General features: G+C 68.3%; 25 protein-coding genes. 15 read left to right on the forward strand and 10 right to left on the reverse strand.

Features of this window, described 5'->3' with window-relative positions:
* Positions 1-3: 3 nt before the first annotated feature.
* The 8 genes from V1351_RS16030 to rpmH form a co-directional block, all read right to left on the reverse strand.
* Positions 4-1137, reverse strand: a complete 1134-nt coding sequence (locus tag V1351_RS16030; RefSeq protein WP_338749402.1) for a ParB/RepB/Spo0J family partition protein — start codon at positions 1135-1137, stop codon at positions 4-6.
* The gene (locus V1351_RS16035) at positions 1134-2141 is read right to left on the reverse strand and encodes a ParA family protein (RefSeq protein WP_422388987.1); all 1008 of its coding nucleotides are present in this window, start codon (positions 2139-2141) and stop codon (positions 1134-1136) included. Before V1351_RS16035 ends, V1351_RS16030 begins: the two co-directional genes overlap by 4 nt.
* Positions 2142-2501: 360 nt before the next feature.
* On the reverse strand, positions 2502-3143 hold the full coding sequence (gene rsmG / locus V1351_RS16040; RefSeq protein ID WP_338749404.1) for a 16S rRNA (guanine(527)-N(7))-methyltransferase RsmG: 642 nt from the start codon (positions 3141-3143) through the stop codon (positions 2502-2504).
* 31 nt (positions 3144-3174) lie between these two features.
* Positions 3175-3879 carry a protein jag gene (locus V1351_RS16045; protein WP_422389036.1) on the reverse strand — a complete coding sequence of 235 codons (705 nt, stop codon included), beginning with the start codon at positions 3877-3879 and terminating at the stop codon, positions 3175-3177.
* Between the two features lie 79 nt (positions 3880-3958).
* Positions 3959-4966 carry a membrane protein insertase YidC gene (gene yidC / locus V1351_RS16050; RefSeq protein WP_338749408.1) on the reverse strand — a complete coding sequence of 336 codons (1008 nt, stop codon included), beginning with the start codon at positions 4964-4966 and terminating at the stop codon, positions 3959-3961.
* Entirely contained in the window at positions 4963-5295 is a 333-nt protein-coding gene (yidD, locus tag V1351_RS16055) for a membrane protein insertion efficiency factor YidD (protein WP_338749410.1), read from the reverse strand. Before yidD ends, yidC begins: the two co-directional genes overlap by 4 nt.
* The gene (gene rnpA, locus V1351_RS16060; RefSeq protein WP_338749412.1) at positions 5292-5735 is read right to left on the reverse strand and encodes a ribonuclease P protein component; all 444 of its coding nucleotides are present in this window, start codon (positions 5733-5735) and stop codon (positions 5292-5294) included. Before rnpA ends, yidD begins: the two co-directional genes overlap by 4 nt.
* Positions 5674-5811 (reverse strand): 50S ribosomal protein L34, encoded by a 138-nt coding sequence (rpmH, locus tag V1351_RS16065; protein WP_338749414.1) that lies wholly within the window; start codon positions 5809-5811, stop codon positions 5674-5676. Before rpmH ends, rnpA begins: the two co-directional genes overlap by 62 nt.
* A 438-nt stretch (positions 5812-6249) precedes the next feature.
* On the opposite strand from rpmH, the gene dnaA reads away from it, so the two are divergent.
* From dnaA to V1351_RS16105, 8 genes are all read left to right on the forward strand, one after another.
* The gene (gene dnaA, locus V1351_RS16070; protein ID WP_338749416.1) at positions 6250-7758 is read left to right on the forward strand and encodes a chromosomal replication initiator protein DnaA; all 1509 of its coding nucleotides are present in this window, start codon (positions 6250-6252) and stop codon (positions 7756-7758) included.
* Positions 7759-8497: 739 nt separating this feature from the next.
* Positions 8498-9637, forward strand: coding sequence for a DNA polymerase III subunit beta (dnaN, locus tag V1351_RS16075; protein ID WP_338749418.1), 1140 nt, complete (start codon positions 8498-8500; stop codon positions 9635-9637).
* A 45-nt stretch (positions 9638-9682) separates the two neighbouring features.
* Entirely contained in the window at positions 9683-10768 is a 1086-nt protein-coding gene (gene gnd / locus V1351_RS16080; RefSeq protein ID WP_338749419.1) for a phosphogluconate dehydrogenase (NAD(+)-dependent, decarboxylating), read from the forward strand.
* A gap of 1 nt (position 10769) precedes the next feature.
* A complete protein-coding gene (gene recF, locus V1351_RS16085) occupies positions 10770-11978 on the forward strand; it encodes a DNA replication/repair protein RecF (protein ID WP_338749421.1) in 1209 nt (402 codons plus the stop codon).
* The gene (locus V1351_RS16090; RefSeq protein ID WP_338749423.1) at positions 11975-12577 is read left to right on the forward strand and encodes a DUF721 domain-containing protein; all 603 of its coding nucleotides are present in this window, start codon (positions 11975-11977) and stop codon (positions 12575-12577) included. The genes recF and V1351_RS16090 overlap by 4 nt, the downstream gene beginning before the upstream one ends.
* A 153-nt stretch (positions 12578-12730) precedes the next feature.
* Positions 12731-13099 (forward strand): 2Fe-2S iron-sulfur cluster-binding protein, encoded by a 369-nt coding sequence (locus tag V1351_RS16095; RefSeq protein WP_338749425.1) that lies wholly within the window; start codon positions 12731-12733, stop codon positions 13097-13099.
* A gap of 2 nt (positions 13100-13101) precedes the next feature.
* The gene (locus V1351_RS16100) at positions 13102-14031 is read left to right on the forward strand and encodes a catechol 2,3-dioxygenase (protein WP_338749427.1); all 930 of its coding nucleotides are present in this window, start codon (positions 13102-13104) and stop codon (positions 14029-14031) included.
* A complete protein-coding gene (locus V1351_RS16105) occupies positions 14031-14459 on the forward strand; it encodes a GlcG/HbpS family heme-binding protein (RefSeq protein WP_338749429.1) in 429 nt (142 codons plus the stop codon). The genes V1351_RS16100 and V1351_RS16105 overlap by 1 nt, the downstream gene beginning before the upstream one ends.
* Positions 14460-14546: 87 nt before the next feature.
* Here V1351_RS16105 and V1351_RS16110 read toward each other — a convergent pair whose 3' ends face one another.
* The gene (locus V1351_RS16110; protein ID WP_338749431.1) at positions 14547-15500 is read right to left on the reverse strand and encodes an AraC family transcriptional regulator; all 954 of its coding nucleotides are present in this window, start codon (positions 15498-15500) and stop codon (positions 14547-14549) included.
* Positions 15501-15774: 274 nt separating this feature from the next.
* Here V1351_RS16110 and V1351_RS16115 point away from each other — a divergent pair, with 274 nt between their 5' ends.
* The 6 genes from V1351_RS16115 to V1351_RS16140 all read left to right on the forward strand — a co-directional run bounded on the left by V1351_RS16115 (position 15775) and on the right by V1351_RS16140 (position 20746).
* Positions 15775-16239 carry a hypothetical protein gene (locus tag V1351_RS16115; RefSeq protein WP_338749433.1) on the forward strand — a complete coding sequence of 155 codons (465 nt, stop codon included), beginning with the start codon at positions 15775-15777 and terminating at the stop codon, positions 16237-16239.
* Between the two features lie 35 nt (positions 16240-16274).
* Positions 16275-17279, forward strand: a complete 1005-nt coding sequence (locus V1351_RS16120) for a hypothetical protein (protein ID WP_338749434.1) — start codon at positions 16275-16277, stop codon at positions 17277-17279.
* A gap of 26 nt (positions 17280-17305) precedes the next feature.
* Positions 17306-17605 (forward strand): MmoB/DmpM family protein, encoded by a 300-nt coding sequence (locus V1351_RS16125; RefSeq protein ID WP_338749436.1) that lies wholly within the window; start codon positions 17306-17308, stop codon positions 17603-17605.
* Between the two features lie 87 nt (positions 17606-17692).
* On the forward strand, positions 17693-19267 hold the full coding sequence (locus V1351_RS16130; RefSeq protein WP_338749438.1) for a YHS domain-containing protein: 1575 nt from the start codon (positions 17693-17695) through the stop codon (positions 19265-19267).
* Between the two features lies 1 nt (position 19268).
* Complete coding sequence (locus tag V1351_RS16135) at positions 19269-19595, forward strand: phenol hydroxylase subunit P4 (protein WP_338749440.1); 327 nt, start codon at positions 19269-19271, stop codon at positions 19593-19595.
* A gap of 41 nt (positions 19596-19636) precedes the next feature.
* Entirely contained in the window at positions 19637-20746 is a 1110-nt protein-coding gene (locus V1351_RS16140; protein ID WP_338749442.1) for an NADH:ubiquinone reductase (Na(+)-transporting) subunit F, read from the forward strand.
* Between the two features lies 1 nt (position 20747).
* On the opposite strand, the gene V1351_RS16145 is transcribed toward V1351_RS16140, so the two are convergent.
* Positions 20748-21509: an IclR family transcriptional regulator gene (locus tag V1351_RS16145; protein WP_338749444.1), complete on the reverse strand. Its 762-nt coding sequence runs from the start codon at positions 21507-21509 to the stop codon at positions 20748-20750.
* 68 nt (positions 21510-21577) lie between these two features.
* Here V1351_RS16145 and V1351_RS16150 point away from each other — a divergent pair, with 68 nt between their 5' ends.
* A complete protein-coding gene (locus tag V1351_RS16150) occupies positions 21578-22393 on the forward strand; it encodes an IclR family transcriptional regulator (protein ID WP_338749446.1) in 816 nt (271 codons plus the stop codon).
* Positions 22394-22511: the final 118 nt, after the last annotated feature.

Here is a 22511-nt window from a genome sequence, read left to right on the forward strand (position 1 = left end):
GGGTCAGGAGTCGTCGGTGTCGACGCCCATCTGGCCGAGGACCCGGTGGAGGTCCTCGCGCGAGGCGAACTCGATGGTCATCCGCCCCTTCCGCTTGCCCAGATCGATCTTGACCCGGGTATCGAAGCGGTCGCTGATTCGTCCCGCGAGATCGTCCAGCTGGGCGTCGCGCTCCCGGCGTCCCGGTGAGGCGCTGCGGGAGGAGGACTCCGGTTCCACGCCGAGGGCGACGATCTCCTCCACGCTGCGCACGGAAAGACCCTCGGCGACGATCCGTTGGGCGAGATGCTCCATCTGGCCACCGTCCTCGAGGGTCAGCAGCGCACGGGCGTGGCCCGCGCTGAGGACACCGGCGGCGACGCGTCGGGCCACCATGGGCGGCAACCGCAGCAGACGAAGGGTGTTGGAGATCTGCGGTCGACTGCGACCGATGCGCGTGGACAGCTCCTCCTGGCTGCAGCCGAAGTCATCGAGGAGCTGGCGGTAGGCCGCTGCCTCCTCGAGCGGGTTGAGGTTGCTGCGGTGGAGGTTCTCCAGCAGCGCGTCCCGCAGCAGGTCCCCGTCCTCGGTCGTGCGCACGATTGCCGGGATCGTCTCTCGCGCGGCCTCACGACTGGCCCGCCAGCGCCGCTCGCCCATGATCAGTTCGAACTCGACCCCGTCATCGGGGTCGACTCGGCGCACGACGATCGGCTGGAGGACACCGATCTGCTCGATCGACTGCACGAGCTCGGCCATGTCGTCCTCGTCGAAGACGTTGCGTGGCTGCTTCGGGTTGGGCCGGATGGCCGCCACCGGGATCTCGCCGTAGGAGGCTCCGGGCACCGGCGCCAGGCCGGGCCCCCCCCGCTCTGCCGGCACCTGCTGGTCCGCACCTGCGGATCCGGGGGTGACTGCCTGCGCGGGCGGCGCCGCGGGGGTCCCGCTCGCTGGGTCGGGACCGCGCTCGGCCATCTCTGGCGGTCCCTCGGAGCTCGCGTCCGCGAGCATTCCTGCGGCGGTGTGCGGGGTCGTCGGACGCTCCTGGTCGCGGAACCAGACATCGACGGGACGCTCGGTCCCGGGTCGTCCGGTCGGGGCGGCGTCGGGGATGAGGGCACCCAGCCCACGGCCGAGGCCGCGTCGCTTCTCACTCATGCATCGTCCTTCATAGCTGCACCGCGATGGGCGATCTCCGCCGCGGCCTCCTGGTAGCACCGGGCGCCGGTGCTCTGCGGGTCGTACGTGATGACGGTCTGCCCGAAGCTCGGGGCCTCGGAGACGCGGACCGACCGGGGAATCGTCGCCTCGAGGACCTGGTCGGGAAAGTGCTCCCGAACTTCCTGAGCCACCTGGGACGACAGCCGGGTCCGCGCGTCGTACATCGTCAGCAGGATGGTCGAGACGTGCAGGTCGTGGTTCAGGTGGGTCTGGATCAGGGTGATGTTGTTGAGCAGCTGGCTCAGCCCCTCGAGGGCGTAGTACTCGCACTGGATGGGGATGAGGACTTCCTGCGCCGCCACGAAGGCGTTGACCGTGAGCAGACCCAGGCTCGGCGGGCAATCGATGAGCACGTAGTCCAAGGGAGGTTCACCCGCGGTCTGCAGGTCGTGCTGGAGGCCGGCGACCGCCTTGGCCATACGACTCTCCCGGGCCACCAGCGACACCAGCTCGATCTCGGCGCCCGCGAGATCGATCGTCGCAGGCACACACCACAGGTTCTCCACATCGGGGCAGGGCTGCATGATCTCGCGGATCACGGCCCCCTCGACAAGCACGTCGTACACGCTGGGGATCTCTGCGTGGTGGTCGATGTTCAGCGCCGTACTGGCGTTGCCCTGGGGGTCGGTGTCGATCAGCAGCACCCGCAGTCCGTTCTGCGCGAGAGCAGCGGCGAGGTTCACCGCGCTCGTCGTCTTGCCGACGCCGCCCTTCTGGTTGGACACGGTGATCACGCGTGGTTGTGCCGGGCGGGGCAGGGTGGGCTCGGTCGGTGTCGACTCGTGCGGGTCGACGGGCGCCGCCCGGGGTGTACCGACTGCCGGCTGCCCGGAGTCCGCGATGGGCGTCGACGTGGTCACAGGTACCTCCGGTACCGAGCTGGCGGGCTCGTCCTCGCGCACGGGGGTGCTCTCGGGGGCGGCCGTGCGGTGAGTGGTCACTAGGGCCTGTTCGGGTCGACCGGTCGGCCACCCGATGGGTTCGGATGTCGTCGGCTCGGACAGCGTGGGCCATCCGATCCCCGTGACGACGGATCGTGCGCTGGTCACCGAGTCATTCCTCCTGAGGGCTGGGAGCCCCGCCATACAACCCCACGCGGGGACGACACGCCAAACGGGCCGTCGTCCACGGCGGGAAGCGATGCCAGCAGATGGGTGCAGGACGCACTTCAGGCGCAACGTTTCACGTGGAACGGAGCTGGATACTGGTGTCGTTTCACGTGAAACGGTCCACGCATGGGCCGTACCCGCGCGGTCCTGCGTCTGCCGTCGGCGAGGCATGACCACGTTTCACATGGAACGTCAGCGGCCGTGACGCACGTGGCAGGTTACCGTCAACGTCGGCGCCGCCAGCACGTCGGCACCATGTGATCCGACGTCGGCCCGCACGAGACCCATTTTGCGCAGCGCCGTGGTCGTCGCCGCAAGCTCATCCTCGGCCGATCGTCCCTTGAGGGCCACCATCCGGCCCTCGTGCTCCAGGAGCGGAAAGCACCACCGGGCCAGCTTGTCCAGACGGGCCACGGCTCGGGCCGTCACGTACGGCGCGGTCAGCTGCCCGTGGAACTCCTCAGCGCGGCCGCGGTGCACGGTCACCGTGTCCAGCCCGATCTCAGCGATCGCGGACTCCAACCACTCGGTCCGGCGCTGCATGGGCTCGACGAGGTGGACCTCCAGGTCCGGTCGCGCGATGGCCAGAGCCACACCGGGGAGGCCTGCGCCCGATCCGACATCGATCAGGCGGGCACCGTCAGGGAAGGCGTCCTCGATGACCGCACAGTTGAGGATGTGCCGCTCCCACAGGATCGACACCTCCCGTGGGCCGATCAGACCGTGACTCACTCCGGTGTCGGCCAAGAGCGCGGCGAACACCTCGGCATGCGGAAGGCGCTCACCAAAGAACCGGTGAGCGCCTTCCGTGGGTGGGGGGACGTCAGTCGTCATGCCGTCAGCGTTTCACGTGAAACGCGTCCGGTCACGCCGGGTCCGCGGGCCCGTCGTCCGTCACCGGGGGCGGACCACTCGTCGACGCCTCGGACCCCGTGCCGGCAGCATCCTCTCCCGGTCGCGACGCGAGCCCGTCCTCGGCCGGGTGCACGACGACGAAGCGACGCGGTTCGGTGCCGGAGGAGTCGGAGACGAGCCCACTGGCCAGCACCTCGTCGTGGACGACCTTGCGCTCGAAGGCCGTCATCGGATCCAGGTCGACGGACTCGCCGGACTCCTTCACCGAGGCGATGGCAGCGCGAGCCACCTCCACCAGCTCGGCTCGTCGCGCAGCGCGGTGACCGGCGACATCGAGCATCAGGCGGCTGCGGTCACCGGTGGCCGACTGGACCGCCAGACGGGTCAGCTCCTGGAGAGCCTCCAGGACCTTCCCGTTCTGCCCCACCAGGCGACGTGGCACCCTGCCCTCATCGGAGTCCACGACCGCCACCGCAGCGCGGTCACCATCGATGTCCAGGTCGATGTCGCCGTCGAGGTCAGCGATGTCGAGCAGGGTCTCGAGGAAGTCCGCGGCAACCTCCCCTTCGCGCTCAAGACTGCGACGACGGCCACCGCCGTGGGTCGAGCCCGACCCGGCCGCGCTCTCCTGATCGATCTGGCCGGTCGTCGCCACATCGGACGTCACGGTCGCCTCCTGGTCCGGCTCGTCGCGGCTCGACGAGCCGACGGACATGCTGTTCTCGCTCATGGTCTCTCCTGCTGCGTGGTGCGGGCGGTGGCGTCCGGCGTGTTGCCGCCGGTCACGACCGAGGTCAGGTGCTGTTGCCGGGCTTCTTCGGCGTCTGTCCGCCGGACTTCTTGGCGCGCTTCTTCGACTTGGGCTGCTGTCGCTGCCCGGACAGCACGCCCTTGGTGCGCAGCTCCTCCTCCATCTCGAGGTCGTGCGCCCGCTCACGGGTCTCCTCGTAGGTGTCGATCGGCTTGCCCTTCTTCCGGCGACGATCCTGCATCGCCTTCTCGGCGGCGGAACCGGGCGCAGGCATGCGGCGGATGACGTAGAACTGCTGCAGCATCGTCCACAGGTTGGTGGTGAACCAGTAGATGAGCACACCGACGGGGAAGAAGACACCCGAGACGGCGAAGATGATCGGGAAGAGGTACAGCATCATCTTCTGCTGCTGGGCGAACTGCCCCTCCAGCGCCGACGCAGGCATGTTCTTGCGCATCAGTTGGTACTGCGTGGTGAAGGTCGTCGCCGACATCAGGATGATGAGCACGACGGTGACGATGCGCACGGAGAGGTTCTCCGCGGAGCTGAACTGTGCGGACAGCTGGGCGCCGAAAATCGCGGACGACTCGGCCTGGGCCGCGACGTGCTGGGTGATCGGTCCGATCGCGTCCGCCGTGCCGGCACCGATCTCGTCGAGCGAGTTCAGCACGCGGAAGAGCCCGAAGAAGAAGGGGGACTGGGCCAGGATGGGTAGGCAGGACGAGAACGGGTTGGTCCCGGTGTCCTTGTACATCGCCATCGTCTCTTCCGTCATCTTCTGACGGGACTCCGGGTCCTTCTTGTCCTTGTACTTCGCCTGGATCTTCTGCATCTCGGGCTGGATGAGCTGCATCTTGCGCGAGGCGTGGATCTGCTTGACGAAGAGCGGGATCAGCGCCGCACGCATGATCAGCACGAGGCCGACGATGGACAGCGTCCACGTCCAGCCACTCGTCTCCGGCAGACCGATCATCGTCAGGGCCTCGTGCCAGAGATACATGATCCAGGCGACGAGCCACTCGAAGGGGTAGAGGAGGTCGCTGAAGCTCACTCGGTGAACATCCTTTGGTCGGTGACGTCGGGCGCGACGCCGTCGTCGTGGTCCGCCACACCGGCCAACTGCGGCTTCGCCAGCTCCGGCGAACCCCGGTCGGCCCAGGTGGCGGGCACGTGGTCGATTCCCCCGGCGGACCAGGGGTTGCACCGCACCAGGCGGTGCACGGACAGATAGCCGCCATGCAGCGGGCCGAACCGCTGCAGGGACGTGACTGCATACCCGGAGCAGCTCGGGTAGTACCGGCAGCTCGGGGGCAGCAGCGGGGAGATCGTCAGCTGGTAGATCTTCACGAGCCAGATCAGGGGGAGTGCCAAGAGCGTCATTCGTCCTCACCAACGAGCAGCTCGCCCAAGCAGTGCCGAAGGGCGTGGCCCAACTCCTGCGACGTCGCGTGCGCAGCAGGTGGGTTGGCCCGGATCACCACGTCGGTCCCGACCTGCAGAGTCGGGAGCAGCAGCGCCATCTGGGCGCGCAACCGTCGCTTGACGCGCGTGCGGGTCACGGCATTGCCCACCGCTTTGGACACGACGAGACCGACGCGCGAGACCTCATCTCGTGCGTCGGTCCGAGGGGCGTCCGCCGGGCGGGCATGGACCACGAGGAGACGGGAGCCGCGGCGGGCGGTGCCCCGGCCTCGGATCGTTGCCGCGAAGTCCGCGCGATGCGTCAGGCGGTGCCGCGGAGGCAGCACCGTCAGCTCGTCAGGCCGAGAGCTTGCTGCGACCCTTGGAGCGACGGTTCGCCAGGATCGAGCGGCCGGCACGAGTGCGCATCCGGGCGCGGAAGCCGTGGGTCTTCGCACGGCGACGGGTGTTCGGCTGGAAGGTGCGCTTGCTCATTGCAGTCTCCGATGATCGGTGGATCCCCGTGGGGGTCCGGTGCTCAGGTCGATGGCATCGGTCGCCATCGGAAACCCACGTCGTGCTTCCCTGATCGAGTCGGGACGAGCATGGGCATGCGAAAGCGGCCGACAGGCCTCGGACAAAGGTACGGCAGCCGTGTCCCAGGGGTCAAACCACGACGAGGGGACCCACTCCCTTCGCCCGAACCCGCCGACATTGCCAGCGGGGCGACCGATCCCGGCGTCGACACGCCGGGGAGGGCCAAATTGCCGCTGCCGACAGTTGCCGTTTGCTGATCCGAGTTGTTAGCGTCACTCCTCATCACCGTGGCAGACATGGCATACCCACAGATGTGGACAATGATGTGGAAACCGACCCCACATGGGGTTGAATGACAGGTGACGAGGAACCCGACCGGCCACGAGCCGCAGGAAAATGAGGTGTGCGTACGTGGCCGAAGCCGAGGTCGACTTCGGTCAGGTGTGGCGCACCACCCTGGACACCCTTGACGCCGACGGCGTCCCGGTGACACGACGGGCCTTCCTGAGCATGGCCCGACTCGTCGGTCTCCTCGACGACACCGCACTGATCGCGGTCCCTGACGACTTCTCCAAGAACTTCGTCGAGCAGCGCCTGCGGATGCACGTCACCCAAGCACTGTCCGAGCAGCTCGGCCGCGAGGTCCGCCTCGCCGTCACGGTCGACCCCGACCTCGCCGAGGAGGACTCCCTCCCGCCGACCCAGGGCATCGCCGACGAGGACGACCCGTCAACGTCCCGGCCCACGCGCCCGCAGGGACTCTCCTCGACACTGCCCGTCGACGACGTGGACGATGGCCTCGTCGACGAGGACCCGGAGCCGCCCGCGCCCGTGCGCCCGCGTCGCGGTCGCCCCGAGCCGGAGCAGGTCGAGCTGACCCGGCTGAACCCGAAGTACACCTTCGACACCTTCGTCATCGGGGCGAGCAACCGCTTCGCCAATGCCGCGGCCGTCGCTGTGGCGGAGGCGCCGGCGAAGGCCTACAACCCGCTCTTCATCTACGGCGAGTCCGGGCTGGGCAAGACGCACCTGCTGCACGCGATCGGTCACTATGCCCGCAGCCTCTACCCGCACGTGAAGGTGCGCTACGTGAACTCCGAGGAGTTCACCAACGACTTCATCAACAGCATCCGTGACGACAAGGCCGCGAACTTCCAGCGCCGCTACCGCGATGTGGACGTCCTGCTCATCGACGACATCCAGTTCCTCCAGGGCAAGATGCAGACGCAGGAGGAGTTCTTCCACACCTTCAACACGCTGCACAACGCGAACAAACAGGTCGTCATCACCTCGGACGTCGCGCCGAAGCTGCTCTCCGGCTTCGAGGAGCGCATGCGCAGCCGGTTCGAGTGGGGCCTGCTGACGGACGTGCAACCACCCGACCTCGAGACGCGGATCGCCATCCTGCGCAAGAAGGCCATCCAGGAAAAGCTCTCGGTCCCGGCCGACGTGCTCGAGTTCATCGCCAGCCGGATCAGCACGAACATCCGCGAACTCGAGGGCGCCCTCATCCGCGTCACCGCCTTCGCCAGCCTCAACCGGCAGCCGGTCGACATCGGCCTGGCCCAGATCGTGCTCAAGGACCTCATCCCCAACGAGCAGTCGAGCGAGATCTCCAGCGCGACGATCATGGCCCAGACGGCCGACTACTTCGGGCTGAACATCGAGGATCTGCAGAGCCCTTCGCGCACCCGCCTGCTCGTCACCGCCCGCCAGATCGCGATGTACCTGTGCCGCGAGCTCACCGACATGTCACTCCCACGGATCGGCGATCAGTTCGGTGGACGGGACCACACGACCGTCATGCACGCCGAACGCAAGATCCGTGAGCTCATGGGTGAGCGCCGCGCCATCTACAACCAGGTGACCGAGTTGACGAACCGGATCAAGCAGCAGGCCGGCTGACCCGAGCATCGCACCGTATATACGACTCTGTATTTCAGATAATACAACCGGATAGATCGGCAGCAGGGATATCCACAGGGTTCTCCCCACCTGTGTGCGCCTGCCGCTGTTCGATTCATCTCCCGGTCCCCCGATGTCCCTGAGCGCCCCGACGTCGGAGTTGTCCACAGATCCACAGGCTGTGGACAAGCTTGTGGGTACCACCCGGTCGCATGGACTCGGACAACACGCCCGACCTCGTCCACAGGACGCGCCGCGACACGCCGCCACCGCCGCGCGCACGGCGTCCGGTCACCCGCAGTGCTCACCAACCCGCCTCGGATCGCCTCTCAGCACGGGATTTCCTGCGGACGAGCGTGTGCACAGGATGTGCAGAAGCTGTGCACGACGCGTTGGGCCTGGTGACGGGTGACGTCCGCCCACAGGGAGAGTCTCGTCGTCCACGTTCTCTCCACAGGAGGTCCACAGCCGACAACCGCGCCACGAGCGCCCCGGAGGCAGTTGTCCACGGTGTCCACACCGCCGAAGACAACGATGAGTCCTCCATCCATCCATTCCCTCCCCCACGCATTGCGGGATGCCCGGGTGTGGACGGACGTTCGTCGATGAATGACAACGAACCCCTCAGTTCCACAGACCGGCTCCCACCGCGTAATGTCAGGGAGCCCACGTCTTTTGGTGTGGGTTCCGTGTCATCCCGTGACCTCGCGCTCACAGCGCGTCGAAGGGTAGGTCTGTCGTGAAGTTCCGCGTCGAGCGCGATGTGCTGGCCGAGGCGGTCACCTGGGTGGCCCGAAGCCTGCCGAACCGGCCACCGGTGCCCGTCCTGGCGGGTGTCCTCCTCGAGGCCACCGATGACGGTGCACTGACCCTGTCCACGTTCGACTACGAGGTCTCGGCACGGATCACCGTTGCTGCGGAGGTCAGCGAACCGGGAACCGCGCTCGTGCTCGGGCGACTGCTGGCCGACATCTCGCGCAACCTGCCCGGCAAGCCGGTGGACGTCACGACCGAGGCAGCGAAGGTCCAGGTCACCTGCGGCAGCTCACGCTTCGCCCTGCTGCAGATGCCCGCGGACGAGTACCCGACCCTGCCGACCTCGCCCGAGGGCAGCGGCACCGTCGACGGGACCCTCTTCACCCAGGCGGTGCAGCAGGTGCAGATCGCCGCCGACCGCGGTGACACCCTGCCGATCCTCACCGGTGTCCGGGTGGAGATCCAGGGGGAGAAGATGACCCTGCTGGCCACGGACCGCTACCGGCTCGCGATGCGTGAGCTCGTCTGGCAGCCCCGCGCCTCGGACGCGGACCACATCGCGCTGATCCCGGCACGCACCCTCGCCGAGACCGCCAAGGCCCTCGGTGCCGCAGGATCGATCGAGGTCTCCCTCGGCGCCGCCACCGCCGGCGGCTCTGCCGGTCTGGTCGGATTCGAGGCCGGCCAGCGACACACGACCAGCCGCCTGCTCGACGGCGAGTACCCCAAGGTCTCGAAGATCTTCCCCACGACGAGCGAGACCGAGGCCGTCATCGGCACCGAGTTGCTCACCGAGGCCGTCAAGCGCGTCGCCCTGGTCACCGAGCGCAACACCCCGGTGCGACTGCGCTTCGCCGACGGCCAGGTCACCATCGAGGCCGGCACCGGCGATGACGCCCAGGCCTCCGAGGCCATCGAGGCCACCGTCGAGGGACCGGAGATCGAGGTCGCCTTCAACCCGGGCTACCTCCTCGACGGGCTCGGCGTGCTCGGCACGACGTTCACCCGCCTGTCCTTCACCGCTCCGCTGAAGCCGGCGATGATGACCGGCCAGGAGTCCCTCGAGGCCGAGATCGACACCACCTACCGCTACGTCCTCCAGCCGGTCCGCCTGGCCGGCTGACCCCCCTTCGTCCCCTCGCCCGACGTCGACAAAGGAAGGTCCGACATGCAGCTCGGTCTCATCGGTCTCGGCAAGATGGGTGGCAACATGCGTCAGCGTGTGCGCCGCGCCGGTCACGAGGTCATCGGTTACGACACCGATCCCGACGTCAGCGACGTCGAGAGCGTCCAGGCGATGGTCGATGCCCTCCAGACGCCACGCGTCGTGTGGGTCATGGTGCCGGCGGGCGAGGTCACCCAGAGCGTGGTCTCCGACCTCGCCGCCCGTCTCTCCCCCGGCGACCTGGTCATCGACGGCGGCAACTCGCGCTTCACCGACGACGTGCCCCACGCGCAGGAGCTCGGTCAGCACGGCATCGGCTTCGTCGACTGCGGTGTCTCCGGCGGTATCTGGGGTCTGGAGAACGGCTACGGACTGATGTGCGGCGGGGCGAAGGAGGACGTCGAGAAGGCGATGCCCATCTTCGATGCGCTCCGGCCCGAGGGGCCCCGGGACGAGGGGTTCGTCCACGCGGGCGACGTCGGTGCCGGCCACTACGTGAAGATGGTCCACAACGGCATCGAGTACGGACTGATGCACGCCTACGCCGAGGGCTACGAGCTGCTGGAGAAGAAGGACATCGTCACCGACGTCCCCGGCTCCTTCAAGGCGTGGAGTCGTGGCACCGTGGTGCGCTCCTGGCTGCTCGACCTCATGGTCAAGGCGCTCGAGGAGAACCCCGAGATGACCGATGTCAGCGACTTCACCGCCGACTCCGGGGAGGGACGCTGGACCGTCGAGGAGGCCATCGACAACGCCGTGCCGATGCCGGTCATCTCGGCTGCGCTCTTCGCCCGCTTCGGATCGCGTCAGCAGGTCAGCCCGGCCATGCAGGCCGTGGCCGCGCTGCGCGGACAGTTCGGTGGGCACCAGGTGATGACCGTCGCCGAGGGCGAGGAGCTGCGTGCCGAGGCCGCGAAGGGGGTGGCCTCCCCCGGCGCCAGCCAGGTCCAGGAGGAGAAGAAGGTCAGCCCCGCGGCCGCACCCACCGACTCGTCGAAGGGTGACGCTGCCGCCGCCGGTCCCACCTCCGGGACGGACAGCACCGGGGGCTCGCCGGGCCCGACCAGCGGTTCCGCGTCGACCGAGTGACGTGTACGTCCGCCACCTGAGCATCGGCGACTTCCGCAGCTACCCGGCCGCCGAGCTGGCTCTGGAGCCGGGGGTGACGACCCTCGTCGGTCTCAACGGGCAGGGCAAGACCAACCTCGTCGAGGCGATCGGCTACGTGGCCTCCCTCTCCAGCCACCGGGTGGCGACCGATCAGCCGCTCGTGCGCTTCGGCACGGATCGCGCGATCGTGCGTGCCGCCGTGGTGCGTGATGAGCGGGAGAGTCTCGTCGAGCTGGAGATCACGCCCGGCAAGGCCAATCGCGCCCAGCTCAACCGCTCCCCCCTCCCCCGCACCCGGGACGTGCTCGGCACCCTGCGGACCGTGCTCTTCGCCCCCGAGGACCTCGCCCTGGTCAAGGGTGACCCCGGGGAGCGACGTCGCTTCCTCGACGACCTGCTCGTCCAGCGCCAGCCCCGCTGGTCCGGCGTGCGCTCCGACTACGACAAGATCGTGCGCCAGCGGGGTGCGCTGCTGAAGTCGGCCGCCTCCCTCCTGGGCTCGAAGCGCGGACGTCGCCGTCGCAGCTCGACCGCTGCCGAGGGGACCGACCCGACGGCAGCGGCCGAGGACGCCTTGCGCACCCTCGAGATCTGGGACGAGAACCTGGCCACCGTCGGGTCGCAGCTGCTCTACGCTCGGCTGCGTCTGCTGCGCGATCTGGTGCCGCACCTCCAGGAGGCCTATCGCGAGGTCAGCGCGAACCAGTCGGGGGCCACCGCGGTCTACCGCTCCTCCCTGCACGAGGAAGCCGCCGAAACGATCGCCGCCGGCGAGGTCCCGGAGGTGCCCGAGCTGCGCACGATGATCCTCGAGTCGCTCGCCCGGGTCCGGGACCAGGAGGTCGACCGGGGGGTCAACCTCGTCGGACCCCACCGGGACGACCTCGTGCTGGGGCTCGGGCCGATGCCGGCGAAGGGGTACGCCTCCCACGGCGAGTCGTGGTCCTTCGCCCTGGGGTTGCGTCTGGCGGCCTACCACCTGCTGCGCCACGACCTCGGGGACGACCCGGTGCTGATCCTCGACGACGTCTTCGCCGAGCTGGACAGCGGCCGGCGTGAACGTCTGGCTGCGCTCATCAGCGACTGCGAGCAGGTGCTCATCACCGCCGCGGTCCCCGCGGACGTGCCCGAGTCCCTGGCCGGCCGGCGCTACACCGTCTCGCTCGGCGAGGTCGGCGAGGCATCGTGACCGAGGGTGACGACCCCCTGACCGGTCCTGCCGGGGACCCGGACCCGGGTGCTGCACCGGAGGCGATGACCGGGCCCGCACCGGTGGAGGACGACGAGGTCGAGCCGAGCATCGAGGATGCCGCCGCCTCCGCCCTCGCCCGGGCCCGCGCCATGGCGACGAAGAAGGGCCTGCGGCCTGGGATGAAGCCGCGCCCGAAGCGACGTCGGCAGCACCCCGGGTCAGCGAAGGGTGCCCGGGGGCGTGACCCGATGACCATCGGTGACCAGGTCGATCGCCTCGTCGACAACCGGGGCTGGCAGGTCGACGTCGCGGCGGGTTCCGTCATGGGCCGGTGGGACGAGATCGTCGGTCGAGAGGTGGCCGAGCACTGCCAGCCGGTCAGCTTCGAGGACGGGGTGTTGTCGGTGCGTGCCGACTCGACGGCCTGGGCCACCCAGATCCGACTGCTGTCCAGCTCGCTGCTGGGGCGCATCGCGGATGCAGCCGGCCCCGACGTCGTGCACGAGCTGCGGGTGCACGGACCGAGTGCGCCCTCGTGGTCGCGTGGGCTCCGGCGCACCAGCGATGGTCGTGGCCCTCGTGACACCTATGGCTGAGGAGGCCCGGACCCGGTCGACCGCCTCGGGCCGGTACCCGTGGCTGTTCCGCGGGTGGGAACGACCCACGCCATTGCCGGTCTCGTGGTGGAGAGTCAGGTCACACGGGGCAGTGGCGCACCGCTCCGTGTGACGACCACGAAGGAGTGTCCGGTGACGACCATCATCGTGCAGCCATCGGGGACCGAGATCCACATCGAGCCCGGTGACACCGTGCTGGCAGGCCTGCAGAAGGCCGGCTACGCCTACACGGTCGGCTGCCGTCGCGGTGGCTGCGGGATCTGCAAGATCGACGTCCTCGAGGGCACGTTCTCCTACTGCCGGCCGGTGGCCGACACGGTCATCAGCGAGCAGGAGCGCTCGGACGGCACCTGCCTGAGCTGCCGTGCCGTCCCCACCGACGACGTGACGATTCAACTGCGAGACGCGTCCCTGCGCCTCGCCAACCCCCTGCTGGGACAGATCAATGCCAGAGCGCGTGAGCGCGCCAAGGCAGCCAGCACCGCACCGGAGGAGCAGTAGACATGGGCATCATGCGAATGGGGTACGCCCACGTGCGTGTCACCGACATGACCGAGGCGAAGAACCACTACGCGTCGACCCTGGGTCTGTACGAGACCCTGGAGGACACCTCCCCGGAGGGGAACAAGCGTGTCTTCTACAAGGGCTGGGACGAGTGGGACCACCACTCCGTGGTCCTCGAGGAGGGGGGCGTCGGCGTCGTCAAGTACGGCTGGAAGGTCGAGAACGAAGCCGACATCGAGGCCATCGAGAAGAAGGCGCAGACCTTCGGCCTCACGGTCGAGCGGATGGCGAAGGGGGAGAACCCCGAGGTCGGTGACGGCATCCGCTTCAGCACCACCAGCGACCACGTCTTCGAGGTCTACCACTCGCAGACCGCGATCGGCACCGAGGTCGGGACGCACAATCCCGACCCCTTCCCCCGCCACCTCGTCGGCGTCGGGGTCCCGGCCCTGGACCACTCGCTCATCACCTGCGAGGACCCGAAGCTGATGGAGAGGTTGCTCATGGAGGTCTTCGACTTCTACGCGACCGAGAGGGTGCAGACCAGCCTCGACGACGACCACGACCTCGTCGGGACCTGGTTGACGTCCAACAATCAGATCCACCAGCTGGCCGTCATCGGGGGCCCCCAGGGCAAGTTGCACCACTTCGCCTTCCGGCTGGACGACTGGAGCGAGGTCGGGCACGCGGCCGACCTGCTGACGATGGACGACGTGTCGGTCGACGTCACACCGACCCGACACGGCATCACGCGCGGCGTGACGACCTACTTCTTCGACCCGAGTGGCAACCGCAACGAGGTCTTCGCGGGTGGGTACCTCGCGTTCCCCGACCGTCCGACCAACGTCTGGACCGTCGACCAGCTCGGCCAGGGCATCTTCTACCACGCCCGCGAGCTGAACGAGCGCTTCACCTCGGTCCTGACCTGATGGACCACGTCCGCTCCAGCGCCGTCCTGACCCTCGCCGGGGCCAGGGCGGCGCTCGACGCCGCCCTGGCCCATGCCACCGAGCACGGCCTGAGGATGAACATCGCCGTGGTGGACACCGGCGGATCGCTGCTGGCGTTCGCGCGGATGGACGGCGCCTTCGTCCACTCCGGCCCGATCGCGATCGACAAGGCGTGCACGACCGTCGGTTTCGGTGGCGCTCCGACGGCCCGGCTCTACGAAGCGCTGGCCGGGGAGGACGCAGTGATCCGCGGCATCGGCAACCGCCCGGGCGTGGCCGCCTTCGGTGGTGGGGTCCCGATCCACGTCGAGGGTGAGCTCGTCGGGGCGATCGGCGCCTCCGGTGGCTCGGCGCAGGAGGACGAGCAGGTGGCGGCCGCCGGCGCCGCCGCGGTCGCCACGCACTGACGGGCGTCGCGTCCGTCCCGACTCTGCCTGGGCACGTTCGTGGGGACACGACTGTGCCCAGGCAGAGTCGTTGTCTGCGTGAACCGGTCAGGCGCAGCGTGCCAGGGTGCGGCTGGGCAGCTCCCCGTAGCTCTGCCGGTAGGCCGCTGCGAAGCGACCCAGATGCGACACGCCCCAGCGCAGGGCCACGTCGGTGACGCTCTGTCCGCGACCGTGCACGAGGTCGTCGTGCACGCGTTCCAGCCGCACCTGGTGGACGTGGCCCAGGGGCGTCGTCCCCACGTTCTCGCGGAAGCACTGCTGGAGCCGACGCACGCTCACGCCCGCGATCTCGGCGAGCTCGGCGGGCGCCCACGCACGGGCAGGGTCGAGCTCGATGGCGTCCATGACCCGGCGGATGGGGCGTGGCCGCAGCCCCGTCGGACAGGCCGAGAAGTCCTCCTCGGGCACGGCGGTGAGCAGCAGTCCCGTCACGAGCATGCTGGCGACGGACTGCGCGACCTGGTCCCTGGTGTAGAGGCTGCCCCCGGCCTGCCTGGCGTTGTCGAAGGTCGTGCGCGCCAGCGTCAACCACGCGGCCCCGTCGGGACCGCGCAGGTCGATCACCCGGGGCAGCTGCACGTGCTTGCCGCCGAAGACGCGCTCGACCTCCCGGGAGAGGTAGTCGCTGTCGATGCGTAGTCCGAGGACGGCGCGGTCCGCCGGCCACGCGGGAAGGCGGGCCGGGGTGTCGGCGGGGAAGACCATCGCCTCGCCCGGCGTGGTGGTGAACGATTCGGAGCCGACCCGTGACTCCATACTGCCCTCGAGCTGGATGTTGATCGCGGTGGCGTCGGGGTGATCGGTGACGATGTCGACGGTCGCGCCGAAACGCATGTGGGCCAGTCGGCACACGGACAGGTCCACGATCTCCAGACCGCTGTGCGACGCGGGTCCTCGGGAGCGAGGTCTCATGTCGTGGGGGAAGTAGGCGTTCGCGACCGCGCTGTGGACCCCTTCCCAGTCCTCGAAGGTCGACGCCGACTCCAGAAGATGCTTCATTGCACTCCTTCTTCACGTCCGTGTCCACAGCAGGATGGGCACGTCGTCGACAGGCGGAGCCCCGCGTTCGCCACCGCGGAACGACTGGTGACACCACGGGCTCCTGCTGGGTTGGGCCCACCCGACCGGGACCGAAGGGGGCGTGCCTGCCCGCGTGGGGCCGGCGGTTGGTTGCGCTGGGTGGACACGATTTTCGCCACGTGGATCGCCGAACGGTCGGGGTCGTCCTACGTTCGTGGACGACGACGCACCTCCCGACCCCAGGAGAAGAGCAATGACGCCCTTCATGACCCGCGTGGCCGAGTTCATCGGTACGCCCGCACACGAGGAGATGGCCGACGTGCCACCGATCTCTTCGAGGCGCACCACCATGCCGGAGACCCGGCTCAGCCGCCGGGTGGCCACCGGCACCGGGGCGGACCGGCACGTGGCGCTGCGCTCTCTGGCCGAGCAGTACGTGTGCGAGGCCAACGCGGTCCTCGGGCCGGGCAAGGACCACCTCGACCTCGTCGACGAGCCCCTCCCCGACGAGCTCGCCTTCACCGTGACCTACCGCGACCAGGGCGCACGCTGCTCGACGCTCTTCTCCGACGGGCGCGCCTTCGGCCGCCTCGTCGGGAGCTTCTTCGAGGGAGAGGAAGCCCGCGAGCTCCACGGGCCCGACGCGCTTCCCGACCTGCTGATCCGCCTCATGGAGGCCAGCGCCGAGTCCGTGACCCCCACGCAGGCCCCGGCCTGACCCCTTCGCCCGATCGAACCCGAGGAGAACGTCCAGTGCAGTACGAACTCAAGACCCAGGTCATCGAACCCCAGCGCAGCACCTTCACGGCCATCGAGAAGCGCTACGGCGACAAGCCGGCTTCGCGCTACCTCGAGGGCATCATCGACGTGCAGCCGAAGGAAAACTTCCACTACCGGCCCACGTGGGACCCGCAGCGAGAGATCTACGACGACACCTTCAGTCTCTTCCGCCTGACCGACCCCTACTCCTACCTCGACCCGAGGCAGTACTATTACGCGCCCTACGTCACGGCACGGGCCGGTCACCACGAGGCCTTCGCCACGTCCCTGTCCTACATCGAGGACCGCGGACTCCTCGAGCGACTCCCGGACGGATGGAAGAGCGTCCTGACCGAACTCGTCGTGCCGCTACGTCATCTCGAGAGTGGTGGCCAGCTCATCCTCTGCGGCATGGCCCGCTTCGGCTTCGGCGCGACGATCACCCAAGCGGCGGCATACTCCGCCTTCGACCGCGTCGGCAACGCCCAGGTCCTCAGCCGCGCCGGGATCGCCCTCGGCGGCGGCACCGCGGATCTCCTGGGCGAAGCCAAGGAGCACTGGATGGAGGACGCCTCCCTGCAGGGCCTGCGCAAGCTGACCGAGGAGACGATCGTCGAGAGCGACTGGGGTGTCGCGCTCCTGCAGCTCGACGCGGTCGACCAGCTCCTCTACGACCTCCTCTACCGTCACCTCGACGACGAGGCCGTCGTCGCCGGCGCTCCGGCCTACTCGCTGATCTCGCAGCACATGGCGAGCTGGTTCGCCGACAACCGCAAGTGGATCGACGCGCTGTACAAGGCCTGGCGCGCCGACGAGCAGCTCGGCGACACCAACGCCGCGCTGCTCGAGGAGCACGGCCAGCGGGCCGTGGACCGGGCGCTCGAGGCCGTCACACCCTTCGCCGCCCGCATCGATGAACTGATCGGCGTCGGCGCCGTCGACTGCGTCAACGCCAAGGCCGCCGAGGTGCGCAGTGCGCACGCGGCGGAGCAGGCCTGAGGGCCGGGGAAGAGGAAGGAACGGACATGAGCGATCAGACCGAGACCAAGGCCGCCCGCGATGTCGGCGTCGTCATCCAGGAGTCGGAGAACAACCGCCCCGTCATCGAAGCCATCGAGCAGGACAACCCCGCGTGCACCATCTCGCACTCGCCGGGGCTCGTACGGATCACCGCCCCACAACGGATCGTGATCACCCAGGAGACGGTCGAGGAGAAGCTCGGCCGCGAGTGGGAGACCCACGAGTTCCAGATGGCGATCGTCTCCTACTTCGGAAACATCCAGGAGTGGGACGACGACGAGATCGTCATCGCCTGGGACCACTGAGCCCGTCACGGCTCGTGACCCACGGGTGACCGGACCCCCCCCACAGACCAGCACTGACCAGGACAACGACGTTCACAGGAGGACGAGATGACTCTCGCACCGGAGCAGAAGAAGACCAAGAAGCCGAAGAAGCTGTCGATGAAGGCCCGCTACGAGGCGCTCACCCGCGGCCTGGACTGGGAGCCGAGCTACGTCCAGAAGAGCGAGATGTTCCCGCACCTCGACTACGAAGGCATCACGATCCACGACTGGTCGGCCTGGGAGGACCCCTTCCGTCTGACGATCGACGCCTACTGCAAGTACCAGGCGGAGAAGGACAAGCGCCTCTACGCGGTTCTCGACGGCTTCGCCCAGGGCCAGGGGCACCTCAACCTGACCGACGCGTCCTACCTCAACGCGATGAAGGTCTTCCTCGGTGGCGTCACCCCCTTGGAGTACGGCGCGCACCGCCACTTCGCCTATCTTGCACGGCACTTCGCCGGCCCGGGCCCGCGCTTCGCGGCCCTGTGCCAGTCGATCGATGAGATCCGGCACATGCAGACCGAGATCCACACGTTGAGCAACTACAACAAGCTCTACTCCGGCATGCACAACTGGTCGGAGAACCACGACCGCGTCTGGTACCTGTCGGTGCCGAAGAGCTTCTTCGAGGACGCCCTCTCCTGCGGGCCGTTCGAGTTCCTCATCGCGGTCGGGTTCTCCTTCGAGTACCTGCTGACCAACCTGCTCTTCGTGCCCTTCATGTCCGGCGCCTCCTTCAACGGCGACCTGCCGACGATGACCTTCGGCTTCTCGGCGCAGTCCGACGAGTCGCGCCACATGACCCTGGGCCTCGAGGCGATCAAGTTCCTCCTCGAGCAGGACGAGGCGAACGTCGAGATCGTCCAGGGCTGGATCGACAAGTGGTTCTGGCGCTCCTACCGAGTCACCGCCCTCGTGGCCCAGATGCTCGACTACATGCTCCCGCGCAAGGTGATGAGCTGGAAGGAGTCCTTCGAGCTGTACTTCGAGGAGCAGATGCTCGGCGGTCTCTTCGAGGACCTCGCCTTCTACGGCATCAAGCCCCCGCGCCACGTCGAGGACGCCATCGCGGAGAAGGAGCTTCTCTCCCACCAGGTGTACTGGATCCTCTACCAGTTCTCCTTCGCCGCGAGCTTCACCACCTCGGCCCCGACCGATGAGCACATGGACTGGCTCTCGCAGGCATACCCGGACACCTTCGACAAGCACTACCGACCGTTGTGGGAGAAGGAGAAGAAGAACATCGCGAACGGCGGGCGGCACTTCGCCCGGGGCCTGCCCCAGCTGTGCCAGGTCTGCCAGATCCCGATGGGCTTCACCGAGCCCGGTGACCCGACGACGCTGTGCCAGCGCGAGTCCGAGTTCGAGGGGGAGATCTACCACACCTGCTCCAACGGGTGCCAGTGGATCTTCGAGCGGGAGCCGGAGAAGTACCGCCAGGCCTGGCTGCCGGTGCACCAGATCTACCAGGGCAACTGCGGCGGTCCCAGCGTCCCCGAGGTCTTGGAGTGGTACGGCCTCAAGGACGGTGACGCCGGTGAGTACCTCGGGTCGAAGGACCATCAGAACTGGGTGGCGTGGCAGGGCGAGGCCGCTGCCGACACCGCCGCCCCGACCAACGAGAAGAAGGCAGGTGCCTGAGATGGCGATCAAGAGCCTGGGCGAGTACAACTTCCCGTCCCGCTCCCGGCAGGAGCTCTACGGCGATGACCAGCTCGTCACCGTCTGGTTCCAGGACACGATGTGGTTCTGCTCCCCCGCGATGTTCCGCGCCCCGCGGGAGATGACCTGGGGTGATTTCAAGGCCCAGGTGTTCGTGCCCTTCGCCGAGGAGGACCCGGACTTCGACCCGTCCGCTCCCCGTGCGTGGACCCTGCACGGCAAGCCGTTCGAGCCGGAGGACGGCAGGACGCTGTCCGAGCTCGGCGTCCGCCACAAGGACGTCATCGGCACTCGCGTGGCTGCCTGACGCGGCCGCACTCCCTTCGTCCCGCTCTGCAAGGAGATCCCATGAGCACGTACACGATCACTGTCGAACCGGTCGGCCGCGAGGTCGAGTGTGACGAGGACCAGACGATCCTCGACGCCTGTCTGCGCGCCGGGGTGTGGTTGCCGCACAGCTGTACCCACGGCACCTGCGCGACCTGCAAGGTCGACAAGCTCGACGGTGAGGTGGATCTGGGTGAGGCGAGCACCTTCGCCCTCATGGACTTCGAGCGGGACGAAGGGAAGCTGCTCACCTGCTGCGCGAAGCCCCGGGAGGACGTGACGATCGAGGCCGATCTCGATGTCGACGAGGACCTGGAGGTCCACCCGGTGCAGGACTTCACCGGGACGGTCCTCGTCCTCGAGGACATCGCGGAGCAGACCAAGCGTCTCGTGGTCGAGCTCGACCGCGAGATCGGCTTCAACGCCGGGCAGTACATGAAGTTCACCGTCCCGGCCGCCACCGTCGACGGCGCGGAGGTCGGTGAGGTCGACCGCACCTGGTCGATCGCCTCTCCTCCGGGCGAGACCACCCGCCTGGAGTTCCACATCCGCAACGTCACGGGTGGCCGTGGCACCGACGGCTGGGTCTTTGCCTCGCTCGCCGAGGGTGATCAGGTCCGCCTCTCCGGCCCCTACGGCCGATTCGTCCTCAAGACGAGCGATGACAAGCACGCGATCCTCGTTGGTGGTGGCACCGGTGTCGCGCCCTTGAAGTCGATGGTCCGGCACGCGCTCGAGGCCGGTGAGTACGACGGTGACCTCACGCTCTACGCCGGGGGACGCACCCGTGCATGGCTCTACGACGTGGCGACCTTCCGGGAGCTCGAGGAGCAGTACGAGGAGTTCACCTACCGACCGTGCCTCTCCGACGAGACCCCGGAGGAGGTCGAGGCCTCCGGTGACGACCCGCACGCCTACGCCTACGGCATGGTCACCGACGTCATCGAGTCCGACCACGAGCGTCTCGGTGGCTGCCGCGGCTACCTCTGCGGTCCGCCGGCAATGGTGGACGCAGCGCTGAAGACCCTGATGAGCCGTCGCCTCTTCCCCAGGGACATCTTCCGTGAGGACTTCTTCGACGAGTCGGACAAGAACAGTTCCGGGCTGAAGAGCCCACTCATCAAGCGATGACTCACAGTCCGGCGTCCCGCAGCTGTCGTGAGATCGCGAAGGCTGCGGTGCGCACCGCCACACCAAGCCGGTCCAGGTCCATCTGCTGGGTCTGCCCGGTCGCGGAGATCGCCGCACGGATGCGTTTGTCCGCCCCGAACACCGGGGCGGACACGCACGAGATCCCGGGGTGGGATTCCTCGTGGTCGTAGGAGGTCCCCACCGAGCGGATGTTCTGCAGCTCGCGGGCGAGGCCACCCGGTGTGACGATGGTCCTCGGGGTCATCGCTGGCAGCCCGGCGTCGACCCGCGCCCTGACCACGGAGCGGGGGGAGTAGGCGAGCATTGCCTTGCCGACACCGGTGGCATGGGCGGGCAGCCGACCACCGGTGCTCGAGGACAGCGGGAGACCGCCGTGGACGATGGCGACGTAGACGACGTCGACCCCGTCGAGCGCGGCGAGGTGGATCTGCCGGCCGGTGGCCCGGTGCAGGTCGTCCATCAGCGGACGGGCGACGTCGGTGAGCGTCCGCGGCAGGGAGACGCGCGATCCGAGCTCGAAGAGGCGTACACCCAGGTCCAGACGCGAGTCCTGGGTCCGCTTGAGGATCCGCTCATCCACGAGTTGGCCCACGAGGCGGTGGACCGTGCCCTTGGCCAGTCCCGTCGTGGCGGACAGCTCACTGATCCCCAGCGGGCCGGGGGCGTCCTCCAGGGCGCTCAGGATCGCACTGACCCGCCCGACGACGGAGATCGGCGGGTCGTTTCGATCAGCGGAACGCATTCCTTGATCATGCCCGTGATCGGGGCGACAGTACAGACACCTCGAGCTGGAGAAGGGTGTGGACGACGATGACCACCATTCCTCACGAAACCCCCACGGAGAGCGTCAGCGACAGTGCCTGGTGTACGTCCACACCCCGCCGGGGGGGCGCCGCAGGGCTGCGCTCGGTCGGTACCGCGCTGGACGTGCTCGAGTGCTTCGCGGTCGACAGCACCCTGGGTGTCTCCGACGTGGCGCGCAGGCTCGGTGTCGCGAAGTCGACCGCGCACCGCGTCCTGACGACGCTGGCCGGTCGTGGGTTCGTCGAGCAGGACGCGAGCGGTTCCTATCGCCTCGGTCTGCACCTCTACGAGCTCGGGATGCTCTCCCATGCCCGCAACGGGTTGCGTCACGTGGCCCTTCCCACGATCCGGGCGGTGGCCGAGCAGACCGGGCACACGGTCAATCTGGGGGTGCCCGACGGGGCGGATGTCGTCTTCCTCGAGCGCATCGAGTCGATGGACGGGGTACGTATCCTCGGGCACTTCGGTCGCCGGCTGCCGGCGCACTGCGTCAGCTCCGGCCTGGCCATCGCCGCCTTCAACCCGACCCTCGAGTACGAGCGCCGTGAGGCCGGCTTCCCACCCAAGGCACGCGGGACCATCCGTCGGGTCGAGGACTGGGACCGGACCCTGGCCGAGGTGCGGCGCCGGGGGTACGCGGCGCTGAGTTCGGGGTCCTTCGCCGACGCGAGCTCGCTTGCCGTACCGATCCGCGTGCAGGGCGTGGCGATCGGTTCGATCTCCGTGTTCGGGCCGACGCCGCTGATCGAACCCGACGTACGCCGGGCGGTTCCGCTGCTCACCGCGGCCGCCAACCGCATCGCCAAGCAGTACACCTCCTGACCACGACGCCCCGGCACGATCGTCAGGACACGAACCTGCCCGGGCACCCTCGACACTCCCGTTCGTTCCCGCCACGGGAACGAACCCCCGAATCGATGAAGGGCAGTCCTAGCGTGAC

It is taken from the genome of Janibacter sp. A1S7, assembly GCF_037198315.1.
In the GTDB taxonomy this organism is placed as follows: domain Bacteria; phylum Actinomycetota; class Actinomycetes; order Actinomycetales; family Dermatophilaceae; genus Janibacter; species Janibacter alittae.

Bases quoted from the DNA above. Each gene is read 5' to 3' on its own strand.
- V1351_RS16150 (WP_338749446.1), top strand. From the start codon at position 21,578: ATGACCACCATTCCTCACGAAACCCCCACGGAGAGCGTCAGCGACAGT.
- V1351_RS16145 (WP_338749444.1), bottom strand. From the start codon at position 21,509: ATGCGTTCCGCTGATCGAAACGACCCGCCGATCTCCGTCGTCGGGCGG.
- V1351_RS16135 (WP_338749440.1), top strand. From the start codon at position 19,269: ATGGCGATCAAGAGCCTGGGCGAGTACAACTTCCCGTCCCGCTCCCGG.
- V1351_RS16105 (WP_338749429.1), top strand. From the start codon at position 14,031: ATGGACCACGTCCGCTCCAGCGCCGTCCTGACCCTCGCCGGGGCCAGG.
- rpmH (WP_338749414.1), bottom strand. From the start codon at position 5,811: ATGAGCAAGCGCACCTTCCAGCCGAACACCCGTCGCCGTGCGAAGACC.
- V1351_RS16140 (WP_338749442.1), top strand. From the start codon at position 19,637: ATGAGCACGTACACGATCACTGTCGAACCGGTCGGCCGCGAGGTCGAG.
- yidD (WP_338749410.1), bottom strand. From the start codon at position 5,295: ATGACGCTCTTGGCACTCCCCCTGATCTGGCTCGTGAAGATCTACCAG.
- V1351_RS16130 (WP_338749438.1), top strand. From the start codon at position 17,693: ATGACTCTCGCACCGGAGCAGAAGAAGACCAAGAAGCCGAAGAAGCTG.
- V1351_RS16110 (WP_338749431.1), bottom strand. From the start codon at position 15,500: ATGAAGCATCTTCTGGAGTCGGCGTCGACCTTCGAGGACTGGGAAGGG.
- V1351_RS16125 (WP_338749436.1), top strand. From the start codon at position 17,306: ATGAGCGATCAGACCGAGACCAAGGCCGCCCGCGATGTCGGCGTCGTC.
- V1351_RS16030 (WP_338749402.1), bottom strand. From the start codon at position 1,137: ATGAGTGAGAAGCGACGCGGCCTCGGCCGTGGGCTGGGTGCCCTCATC.
- V1351_RS16115 (WP_338749433.1), top strand. From the start codon at position 15,775: ATGACGCCCTTCATGACCCGCGTGGCCGAGTTCATCGGTACGCCCGCA.
- dnaA (WP_338749416.1), top strand. From the start codon at position 6,250: ATGAGGTGTGCGTACGTGGCCGAAGCCGAGGTCGACTTCGGTCAGGTG.
- V1351_RS16100 (WP_338749427.1), top strand. From the start codon at position 13,102: ATGGGCATCATGCGAATGGGGTACGCCCACGTGCGTGTCACCGACATG.
- gnd (WP_338749419.1), top strand. From the start codon at position 9,683: ATGCAGCTCGGTCTCATCGGTCTCGGCAAGATGGGTGGCAACATGCGT.
- V1351_RS16045 (WP_422389036.1), bottom strand. From the start codon at position 3,879: ATGTCCGTCGGCTCGTCGAGCCGCGACGAGCCGGACCAGGAGGCGACC.
- rsmG (WP_338749404.1), bottom strand. From the start codon at position 3,143: ATGACGACTGACGTCCCCCCACCCACGGAAGGCGCTCACCGGTTCTTT.